This is a genomic window from Thalassospira permensis NBRC 106175 (assembly GCF_000714555.1).
Classification (GTDB): domain Bacteria; phylum Pseudomonadota; class Alphaproteobacteria; order Rhodospirillales; family Thalassospiraceae; genus Thalassospira; species Thalassospira xiamenensis.
Genome location: NZ_AUNC01000042.1, coordinates 1 through 10493 on the forward strand (window position 1 = coordinate 1; position 10493 = coordinate 10493).

Annotated in this window: 11 protein-coding genes; 6 read left to right on the top strand and 5 right to left on the bottom strand. The window is 54.2% G+C overall.

Annotated features, from left to right (window positions below; all coding sequences use genetic code 11):
* Window positions 1-123: 123 nt before the first annotated feature.
* Window positions 124-588, top strand: coding sequence for a hypothetical protein (locus tag SMB34_RS16580; protein ID WP_037991729.1), 465 nt, complete (start codon window positions 124-126; stop codon window positions 586-588).
* Window positions 589-756: 168 nt separating this feature from the next.
* Entirely contained in the window at window positions 757-2283 is a 1527-nt protein-coding gene (locus tag SMB34_RS16585) for a UbiD family decarboxylase (RefSeq protein WP_037991731.1), read from the top strand.
* Here SMB34_RS16585 and SMB34_RS16590 read toward each other — a convergent pair.
* The 3 genes from SMB34_RS16590 to SMB34_RS16600 all read right to left on the bottom strand — a co-directional run bounded on the left by SMB34_RS16590 (window position 2280) and on the right by SMB34_RS16600 (window position 3428).
* Window positions 2280-2570: a CcdB family protein gene (locus tag SMB34_RS16590; protein WP_007091212.1), complete on the bottom strand. Its 291-nt coding sequence runs from the start codon at window positions 2568-2570 to the stop codon at window positions 2280-2282. The two genes, SMB34_RS16585 and SMB34_RS16590, sit on opposite strands and share 4 nt — an antisense overlap.
* Window positions 2570-2812: a type II toxin-antitoxin system CcdA family antitoxin gene (locus SMB34_RS16595; protein WP_007091213.1), complete on the bottom strand. Its 243-nt coding sequence runs from the start codon at window positions 2810-2812 to the stop codon at window positions 2570-2572. Before SMB34_RS16595 ends, SMB34_RS16590 begins: the two co-directional genes overlap by 1 nt.
* Window positions 2813-2873: 61 nt before the next feature.
* Complete coding sequence (locus SMB34_RS16600) at window positions 2874-3428, bottom strand: hypothetical protein (RefSeq protein ID WP_037991733.1); 555 nt, start codon at window positions 3426-3428, stop codon at window positions 2874-2876.
* Window positions 3429-3669: 241 nt separating this feature from the next.
* On the opposite strand from SMB34_RS16600, the gene SMB34_RS16605 reads away from it, so the two are divergent.
* A complete protein-coding gene (locus SMB34_RS16605; protein WP_037991734.1) occupies window positions 3670-5019 on the top strand; it encodes a TldD/PmbA family protein in 1350 nt (449 codons plus the stop codon).
* A gap of 9 nt (window positions 5020-5028) precedes the next feature.
* Here the strand turns inward: SMB34_RS16605 and SMB34_RS16610 are convergent, their stop codons facing one another.
* Window positions 5029-5991, bottom strand: coding sequence for a diacylglycerol/lipid kinase family protein (locus tag SMB34_RS16610; RefSeq protein ID WP_007091216.1), 963 nt, complete (start codon window positions 5989-5991; stop codon window positions 5029-5031).
* 217 nt (window positions 5992-6208) lie between these two features.
* On the opposite strand from SMB34_RS16610, the gene SMB34_RS16615 reads away from it, so the two are divergent.
* Window positions 6209-7126: a UDP-2,3-diacylglucosamine diphosphatase gene (locus tag SMB34_RS16615; RefSeq protein WP_037991736.1), complete on the top strand. Its 918-nt coding sequence runs from the start codon at window positions 6209-6211 to the stop codon at window positions 7124-7126.
* Window positions 7123-8211 carry a glycosyltransferase family 4 protein gene (locus tag SMB34_RS16620; RefSeq protein WP_051682358.1) on the top strand — a complete coding sequence of 363 codons (1089 nt, stop codon included), beginning with the start codon at window positions 7123-7125 and terminating at the stop codon, window positions 8209-8211. The genes SMB34_RS16615 and SMB34_RS16620 overlap by 4 nt, the downstream gene beginning before the upstream one ends.
* Window positions 8212-8229: 18 nt before the next feature.
* Here SMB34_RS16620 and SMB34_RS16625 read toward each other — a convergent pair whose 3' ends face one another.
* On the bottom strand, window positions 8230-9063 hold the full coding sequence (locus tag SMB34_RS16625; protein ID WP_037991738.1) for a BUD32 family EKC/KEOPS complex subunit: 834 nt from the start codon (window positions 9061-9063) through the stop codon (window positions 8230-8232).
* 258 nt (window positions 9064-9321) lie between these two features.
* On the opposite strand from SMB34_RS16625, the gene SMB34_RS16630 reads away from it, so the two are divergent.
* Window positions 9322-10493: ABC transporter ATP-binding protein (locus SMB34_RS16630; RefSeq protein WP_037991739.1), on the top strand; the 1172-nt coding region annotated here is incomplete at its 3' end.

Sequence of the window (10493 nt, forward strand, 5' to 3'; positions counted from 1 at the left end):
ACGGGGTTTGTCAGCGGTCTGAATTTTCCTTTTTATTCTGACGGTTCGCTCTGCCGGATCGCCGCCATGGGCGGCAGATATCCCAAATGATTTGGTGGGCACAAAGAGCAAAAGGAAAACAAAATGAACATAACACATATCAAGCGTGCCGGTCTTGCTGGCGTTATTTCGATCACCGCGGCCCTGTCTGCCTGCGGCACACCATCGGCGACCCCGGATATTGATGTTCAAAGTGACGACATGGAAGAAGCCACCGCGACGGTCCTTGCATCGGGATACAGCCCGTTAACCGGTACCGCATTGGTCAATACGATCAATGATCAGACCTTTTCCTATCGTGACGCGGGCAAGGAAACCAATGTGAATGTCACCTATTTCCAGAATGGCAAGGCATCAATCACCTGGATTGACGAGGATGGTGATCGCGGCATGCACGAAAAACTCTGGACCATCGAACAGGGGCAATATCTGTGCCTTTGGGGACGGGATGAAGAAGACGATTGCATGTCGGTCCTGACCAAGGCGGGGCAGTTGGCAACCATCGATAATGATGGAAACGTCGCCTATTACACCAATCGCTCGTCGTAATTTTCCTGTCTGGCATCTGCTCCCTTCCCCACCGATAAGGGAGTGGATGCTGGACATCGCGCCTGCACCGTATTAATTCGTGAAATATCAGATTTATTGTTGGCCCGGTTTGTCGCTGGCCCCGCTATTGCCAGCTCAGACCGACCGACTTCACAGATTGTGGTGCCCATGCCCTATCAATCCCTTCGCGATTTCATCGACGCGCTTGAAAAGACAAACCGTCTGGTCCGGGTGAGCGAACCGGTTTCCCCCTATCTTGAGATGACGGAAATCCAGACGCGCCTTCTGGCCGAAGGTGGCCCGGCAGTTCTGTTTGAAAATGTCATTGGCGAAGATGGCCAGAAATATGACATCCCGGTTCTGGTGAACCTTTTTGGCACCGTGGACCGCGTGGCGGCCGGCATGAACCGCAAACCCGAAGAATTGCGCGAAGTCGGTGAAACGCTGGCGTTTCTCAAACAGCCCGAACCGCCCGGAAGCCTTAGGGAAGCATTTTCAATGCTGCCCTTGGCCAAGACCGTGATGGCGATGAAGCCCAAAACGGTTTCCAAGGCCCCCTGTCAGGAAATCGTCCTTCAGGGCGATGACATAGATCTTTCGAAACTGCCGATCCAGTCCTGCTGGCCGGGGGAGCCGGCCCCGCTGATCACGTGGCCGCTGGTGGTGACACAAGGCCCGACCGCCAATGAAAAAGGCGGCGATAAACGCGATGTGTTCAATCTTGGCATCTATCGCATGCAGGTTCTGGGCAAGAACAAGGCGATCATGCGCTGGCTGAAACATCGTGGCGGGGCGCAACATCATGCGCGCTGGAAAAAGGAAAAGCGCGATCCGTTGCCCGCCGCAATCGTCCTTGGTGCCGATCCGGGTACGATCCTTGCCGCCGTTACCCCGGTTCCCGATACGCTTTCGGAATATCAGTTTGCCGGATTGCTGCGCGGTGAGAAAGTCGAGCTGGTGGAGTGCAAAACCGTTCCGCTGAAAGTCCCGGCGACCGCCGAGATCATTCTGGAAGGTTATGTGTCGCTGGATGAATACGCGCCCGAAGGGCCGTATGGCGACCATACCGGTTATTATAACTCGGTCGAGGAATTCCCGGTCTTTAACATCACCGCAATCACCATGCGCAAAAAGCCGATCTATCTGTCGACCTTTACCGGTCGCCCGCCAGATGAGCCGTCGGTGCTTGGTGAGGCGCTTAACGATGTTTTCGTGCCATTATTGCAGCAGCAATTCCCTGAAATCGTCGATTTCTGGCTACCGCCCGAAGGCTGTTCGTATCGCATCGCGGTCGTGTCGATGAAAAAAGCCTATCCGGGGCATGCCAAGCGCGTGATGATGGGGGTGTGGTCATTCCTGCGGCAATTCATGTATACGAAATTCGTCATTGTCGTGGATGACGATATTGACGTGCGAGACTGGAAAGACGTGATGTGGGCGATTTCAACCCGTATGGACCCGGTGCGCGACATCACCACCGTGACCGAAACACCGATCGACTATCTTGATTTCGCATCGCCCGAAAGCGGCCTTGGCGGCAAGCTTGGCCTTGACGCCACCAACAAGCTGCCCCCCGAAACCCATCGGGAATGGGGCGAAAAGATCTTCATGGAAGACGAGATTATCGACCGGGTTGATGCCAAATGGGATCGATACGGATTGCCGGGATCGGGCAAGAAAATCTGGCGGGATTAAATTCCCTGAAACACCATGTCCAGTGCGTCGGTGAGGACGAATTTTTCAGAAAACTCACCGACCACCTCTCCGAGTTCGGCGACCGTTACTGTCGCAATGAACTGTGGAAGCAAAACCCATCGGGTGTCGCCAATCATAATGACCGGGTTCAAACGCCCGATTGGTTTTGGTATTTCCGAATGCGGACGAAGCGGCACAACCACACGCGTGTTCATATCGGCAAGAAGATCGGCCTGCACATCCACAACATATCCGTTGGCAAGCTTATGGATATCATAACGTGCCATCAGAATTTTCGATGCGATGCCAGTGGAATACCGTGCGTTTCAACATAGTCATTGCTGGCCTGTATCGCCGCACTGTTTTCCTTTTTCCAGATTTCGGCCTGTCGTTTTAAGACGGCGTCTCTCAGTCCGGCCTCGGCACTGCGTGAAATATTGATTCCAAGCTGCTTTGCCGTTTCCAGAAGTTCGGAATCAAGACTGACATTGGTTGCCTTGCGGGTATGTTTGTTCGTAACAGCGCCCATAATTCCGCCCATAATTCATGTGCATCATATATGCGCATTATATCACGCATAGTCTCTTGCCTCAATTCCGGAAGAACATCCAGTGTTCGCCGCTTTCGTCCGGCTTTTCCGACCAGAAGAATTGCGGCGCGTCGCACATGAAATCATCGACCCGCACGGCGATATTGCAAAGGTCGCCATCACCGATCACATCGCGGATATATTCAGGGTCGTTGACCTGCCAACTCATGACTGGCGGGGCGGTTTTATCGTCGATGCAAAGGGCGTATTGTTCCGATTGCGCAAACGGGATCTGTTTGAATTCGGAATGTAATTGACCATTGTGCCTGGTGACCATCAGGACATCGAAAAACGGTCCTTCGGGATTGTCACGATCCACCCAGCCGACGATCTGGTCATTGATATCGTCACAGGTAAAATCCCCGACCAGAACCTGATGACGGTTTTGCGCGGCATATTGTCCGGCCTGAATGCGCATTTCGCGGTAAAGATCATTGGCGGTGACTGGTGCTGCCACCGTATCGTTTGGTGCCGCAGTTTTGGCTTCTTGCGCATCAGCTTGCAACATCGTCAGGGAAGTGCCCAGAAGCAGTGTTGCCACAAACAGGTTTCGCACGTGTGTTTCCCGTCATTCTCTTGCAGGTTTCCGGTTCGTCCCGGTTCGGATTTCAGGTCATAATAGCAACTTGCGAAGAAAAAATGACCAAAGATCGGCTTTCGCCAAATGGATCATTCAAATGTGCGTCAGACGGTATCTGGTTGGGTCTTTCAGGCGGCTGCCTTTTCTTGCCCTTTGCGAAAAGCGATCAGCCTGCCTATAACCATAGGAAACCACATTCCGACCAAAGGGAGCTTCCATGCCCAAAACCGATATGACACTCGATCGCATCACCGACCTGCTGGCGCGCGCAAAAAAGGCGGGTGCCGACGATGCGGATGCCGTTTATGTCGAAGGCACGTCACTTTCGGTATCGCAGCGACTGGGCAAGATGGAAAAGCTTGAACGATCCGAGGGGGCCGATCTTGGCCTGCGTGTTCTGATCGGCAAGCAGCAGGCGGTTGTGTCGTCATCCGACACCAGCGAAAGCGCGTTGAACGAACTGGTCGAACGCGCCGTTGCGATGGCGAAAAACGCCCCCGAAGACCCGTTCTGTGGCATTGCCGATCCCTCCGAACTGGCCGAAACATTTGATGTCGAGGCGCTTGAGCTTTGCGAGCCGGGCGAAGTCAGCCAGGAAAAACTGATGGCATGGGCGACCGCCTGTGAAGAGGCTGCACGATCGGTTGAAGGTATCACCAATTCCGAGGGCGCGGATGCCGGTTGGGGCACCCACCAGATCACGCTTGCCGCGACCAACGGCTTTGCCAATTCCTATGCCGGTAGCGGCAGCCACATTTCGGTATCGGTCCTTGCCGGAACCGGCACCGGGATGGAACGCGATTATGATTATGACAGTGCGGTGTTTTCGACCGATCTGCGCGATCCGGTCGATATCGGCCTGAAGGCGGCGGAAAAGACCCTGAAACGGTTGAACCCGCGCAAGGTGAAAAGCACGCAGGTGCCGGTGATTTATGATCCGCGCGTTTCCGCATCCCTCGTCGGCCATCTGGCCGGTGCGATCAACGGATCGGGTATTGCGCGCGGCACCAGCTTCCTTCTGGATGCCATGGGCAAGGAAATCTTTGCCCCGGGGATCAACATTATTGATAACCCGCACCGCAAACGCGGCCTGCGTTCCAAACCGTTTGACGCCGAAGGTGTCGCCAACGAAAAGCGCCATCTGATTGAAAATGGTGTTCTGAAAACCTGGATCATGGATTTGCGGTCCGCCCGCCAGCTTGGCCTGAAATCGACCGGCAACGCATCGCGCGGGGCCGGAAGCCTGCCGGGACCATCCACCACCAACCTTTACATGGAACCGGGCACCATTTCGCCCGCCGACATGATCAAGGATATCAAGCAGGGCCTTTACATCACCGAAATGATCGGCAGCAGTGTCAACGGCGTGACCGGCGATTATTCGCGCGGGGCATCGGGCTTCTGGATCGAGAATGGCGAGCTGGCCTATCCGGTTTCCGAAATCACGGTTGCCGGAAACCTGAAGGACATGTTCAAAACGGCCGTTCCGGCCAATGACCTGACCTTCAAATACGGCACGAATGCCCCGACGATCCGGATTGATGGCATGACGCTGGCCGGGCAATAAGCCGACATTTTATCTGGATGTGATTTGTAACAGGGGTGCGTTTTGCGCATCCCTGTTTTCATTTTGGCGGCCATTGCATTGGTCGGCATAGGCCTGAGGCACCATAACCCGCACCGGATAAGGCGACAGGCTGATTTCACACGGCAGTTTACCGGCACTTTCGCCGTCAATCTGCAAGGGTGCGGGGCCGCAATGGCTGGTGATGGTCAGACGTTCGGTCTGCACCACCGACACGTCGGTTTGCGCATGCAACCGGTTCAGGGTCAAAGCAATCCCGTAGCGTGCCAGCGCCATAAAGCCGCTGCCGGGCATCAGCACGACATCAAGGCTGTTATCGGTCAGTTTGGCATCGGGGGAAATCACAAACGCCCCGCCATAATGTTTGGCATGGGTCGCAACCACACCGGCAACGCGATATTGTTCGCGCCCGATATTAACTTCGAAATCGCGGTGATGCGGAAAGATAATATTGCGCAAACCTTCGATCACATAGGCACCCTTGCCGATCAGTCGTTTGAGTTTCAGTGACACATTTGCGACCGTATCGGCATCCGCCCCCATGCCGACCATCAAAAAGAATGCCCGGCCATTGACCAGACCGGGCCGCACCCAAACCTGGGCCGGATTGTTGATATAATCGGCAATCGCCTGTGCGCGGATTTCAAGACCGACCTCGACCGCCAGAACATTGGCCGTTCCCAGCGGAATGATGCCAAGCGGCGGGACTTCGTGGCCTTCGATCTGGGCATCAAGCAGGCCGTTGAGGGCCTCGTTCAGTGATCCATCGCCACCGGCAACAAACAGCCGTTGATGGGCACGAACCTTGCGCGCCAGTTCGCGAGCATGACCGGGATGGGTTGTCTGTAACAATTCAACCTTTACACCGGCTTTTTGCAAAATGCTTGAAAGGAAACGTTGTTTATTCCCGCCAGCGCGCGGATTGAAGATAACAGTCACCCCGGAATGGGTCATTGCGAAAAACTTCCGTAATAAAAATGAAACATTACTTTCGCGTTCTCTTTATAGAAAATGAAACATGTAACAGTATATTGACAGAACCGATAAATTTATATGAACGGGTTATATATTCGCGCGATTTGTTTTAAACCATTACTGGTTGGGGACACTATTCGGCATGTAAAACCGTCGAATTCCAGCCATCCTTTTGGCAGGATACGGAGGAGCGGCAATGACAGCGATGACGCTGCAACCGCATTACCGCACGGTCTGGATTTCGGACGTCCATCTCGGAACGCGTGGATGTCAGGCAGATCTTCTTTTGGATTTCCTCAATGAAGTGACGGCAGATACCTATTATCTGGTCGGCGATATCATTGACGGCTGGCGGCTCAAGAAAAGCTGGTACTGGCCCGAAAGCCACCACGCCGTTATCACGACAATCATGGAAAAGGCCAAGAACGGGGCAAAGGTCATTTTTGTCCCCGGCAACCATGATGAATTCGCCCGTGAGTTTGTCGATATGACCTTTGGACATGTCGAAGTCAAGATGAACGACATTCACGAGACGGCGGATGGCAAAAAGCTTCTGATCATTCACGGCGACGAGTTTGACGGTGTGGTCAAATATGCCAAGTGGCTCGCCTATCTGGGTGATACGGCCTACAACCTCGCGATTGTCCTGAACCGTTATTATAACGGCATCCGTCGCAAACTGGGTTACGGATACTGGTCACTGTCGGCCTATCTTAAGAACCGGGTCAAGAACGCCGTTCAGTTCGTCTGCAATTTTGAAAATGCAGTCGCCCACGAAGCTGCCAAGCGCAAGGTGGACGGTGTTGTATGCGGCCATATCCATCATGCCGAAAAACGCATGATTGGCGATGTCCTTTACTGCAATGACGGCGACTGGGTTGAAAGCTGCACGGCCCTTACCGAAGACCAGAACGGCAAGCTTGAACTGCTGTACTGGGCTGAAATGCGCCAGATGGCGATGACACATTCCCAACCCGGCCGCGATGCTGCCAGTGCCCCATCACTTGGATTGGGCAAACTGATGTCGCTGTTTCGGGTTGTCGGGGACAATAACCGTGCTGCCAATGCCAGTTCCAAAAAGAACAGCGGCACGCCAATTGGAAAGACCGCATGAGAATTTTGATCGTATCCGATGCCTGGTATCCCCAGGTAAATGGTGTGGTGCGCACCCTTGAAACCGTGCGCAGCGAACTGGGCGAGATGGGACATGATGTGCATATCATCTCGCCTGATCAATTCCGGACGATCCCCTGCCCGACCTATCCTGAAATCCGGTTGGCCCTGTTTGCCAAACGCAAACTGGCCCGGATGATTGATGCCCTGCAACCGGTTGCGATCCATATCGCGACCGAGGGCCCATTGGGTCAGGCGGCACGTGCTTATTGCCTGAAACGCGAACTGCCGTTTTCGTCAGCCTATCACACCCGGTTCCCGGAATATCTGCATGCGCGGACACGGCTGCCGCTTTCGATTTCCTATCGCGGGATGCGGCGGTTCCATAACAAATCACAATCGGTCATGGTGGCCACGGAATCGCTTCGCGAAGAGCTGGCTGAACGCGGCTTTAACAGGCTGAATATCTGGTCGCGGGGTGTTGACCTTAACCTGTTCAAACCACGACCCGATGCAAGTTTCGGGGATTTCCCAAAACCGCACTGGCTGTTTGTCGGTCGGGTGGCGGTTGAAAAGAATATCGGCCATTTCCTTGACCTTGACCTGCCGGGGACAAAATTTGTTGTCGGCGACGGGCCGCAACTGGCGGAACTCAAATCAAAATACCCGAATGCACAGTTTCTTGGGAAAAAGGTTGGTGAAGAACTGGCTGTCTGTTTCGCATCGGCAGACGTTTTTGTCTTCCCTAGCAAAACCGACACTTTCGGCCTTGTCATCCTTGAGGCGATGGCGTCCGGAACCCCGGTTGCGGTTTTCCCGGTTCAGGGACCGGCCGATATCGTGCGCGGGACCAAGGCAGGCGCCATTGATGCCGACCTTCGCAAGGCGGCGATGGCGGCCCTTGAACTTGACGGCAAAGATGCGCGCGCACTCGCAGAACAATATAGCTGGCGCAATTCCGCCAGTCAGTTCCTGCACAATCTGGCACCGTTTTCAGGCGGGTTTGACGGGGCGGCAGCCAAACGTCTGGCCGTTGAAGACATAACCGAAGCAAAAGAACCGGCGATTGTCATGCCGGCGCAATAACTGGCAGCCATTTATTTATTATCTGGCAAGCTGGGATCCGTCCTGCGGGGTTTCTTTCCCTCGCAGGCTTCGGCGTAGAGTGCCATATGCCCGCATCGCATTGATCGCATCCGTCCCAAGCCACCGACGGAACGGTTTAAGCGCGACATAAACCGGCCGGATAACCGCCACGATACGGGACAGAGGTTTCATCTGTGGTGCGGTCATGCCACTGCGGCTCAGATAAGCCTGCCATCCGGAACGCAAAAGATCGGGACGACGTTTAAAACCGCGCTGTATGGAAAACACAAACAGCAGAATGTCGCGCGCCTGTGCGTCGGGCAATGGCATACGTTTATTGGGGTCTTCTTCGAAATCAATAAAACCGATCCTGCCATCATCCCGAATGGTCATGTTGCGCAAAAGAGGGGCGCCATGCGCAAAACCATTGGCATGCAAATCCGCCAATGCAGTTCCGGCCATGGCAATCAGTTCAGCAACACGTGCTTCATCCCCACCCTTGACCGCATCGCTGATTACGGTTTGCAAGATCGCCCCGTTATCGCCAATAGCGATCCAGTTATCGGCGACTTCGAGAAGATCAGGCACCAGAACGCCTGCACGGTTCAGGGCATGAAGGACTTCAGCCTCGCTTGCCAGACCGGCCTTGCCGCCTGGCGACACTGTCGGGCGCAACATCGGTATCCGCGTCAGGGTTGCGACAAAACGCTGCAAGCGGTGCCAGCCCTTTTGCTTTGGCCGGACAGCCTGTTTGATCCAGATACGCCGTCCTTTCCACCGCAATGGAAAAACCCGTGCGCCAACACCTTGGGCAATCGTCTGTTCCACGATATCGTGGAGTTGCTCTGTCATTTTTTTATCTTATATGTCGTTTTTCGTGGCCTGCATTCCTGCAGGCCCTGTCAGTATCAGTTAAGTTACGTTGCTGCGGCTTGCCGCACCTGCCCGGGCATGCTAGCAACAGCCCGGAAAGATCAAGATATCCATGATGCCTCATCCATATAGATAGTGTCGGACTGACACAATCGGAAATGGCGTCGCACGACCGGGAAGAATTCATTGCCAAAGCATTCGCTAGATCACACGACGGAACATTGGAATACGTGGCCAATGATCAGACGCATCGTTCAGGATGCGGTTGCCCCTTATTTCGGCAAGATTGTCCTGGCTCTGATTTGCATGGCGCTTATGGCTGCCGCGACTGGCGGTTATGCCTATCTGATGGATCCGGTGATTAACGAGGTCTTTGTCAAAAAGAACCCGGCGATGCTGGTCCCTGTCGGGGTTGCCGTCCTTGCGGCTTTTGCGCTGAAAGGCTTTGCCAACTATGGGCAGTCGGTTTTGATGAGCTATGTCGGTGGTCGCATCCTTGCCGATATTCAGAACAAGCTTTACGAACATGTCATCCGGCTTGATATCGGGTTCTTCCACAATACCAATACCGGCAAACTGATCACGCGTTTTACCAGCGATATCACCGCGATGCGGGCCGCCGTTTCCGTATCACTGACCGGTTTTGGCAAGGACTTTTTGACCGCCATCGTGCTGATTGGCGTCATGTTCTATCAGGACTGGCAGCTTGCCATCATTGCCTTCACGGTATTTCCCGCCGCCATCCTGCCGATTGCCCGCCTGGGCAAGCGCATGCGCAAGGTTTCCGCCAACACCCAGCAACAGATTGGTGAATTTGCAACCCTCCTTGAACAAACTTTCCAAGGTGTCCGCCATGTCAAAGCCTATGGCATGGAACCCTATGAATGTTCGCGGATGGAAAAACTTGTTGAAACCGTCTTTGATCTGAGCTTCAAGGCGCAGAAAGTCAGCGCACGTTCTTCCCCTATCATGGAAACACTCGGCGGCGCTGCGATCACGACCATCATTATTTACGGCGGTAGCCGCGTCATTGACGGGGCAAGCGATCCGGGCAGTTTCTTTTCGTTCATCACAGCCCTGTTGCTGGCATATGAGCCAGTCAAGCGCCTTGCCAATATCAATATCAATTTGCAGGCCGGTCTTGCAGCATCGCAGCGCGTGTTTACCGTCCTTGATATCGAACCGGAAATTCGCGATGCCGACGATGCCAAAACGCTTCAGGTCAAGGGTGGCGCCATCCAGTTCAAGGATGTTTCCTTTTCTTATAACAATGAAACGACGGCGCTGCGTAACATCAGCCTTGATATCGAGGCCGGTCAGACGATTGCCCTTGTCGGGCCATCGGGTGCCGGTAAATCGACCATCCTGAACCTGATCCCGCGGTTCTATGACATCAATGCCGGTGCAAT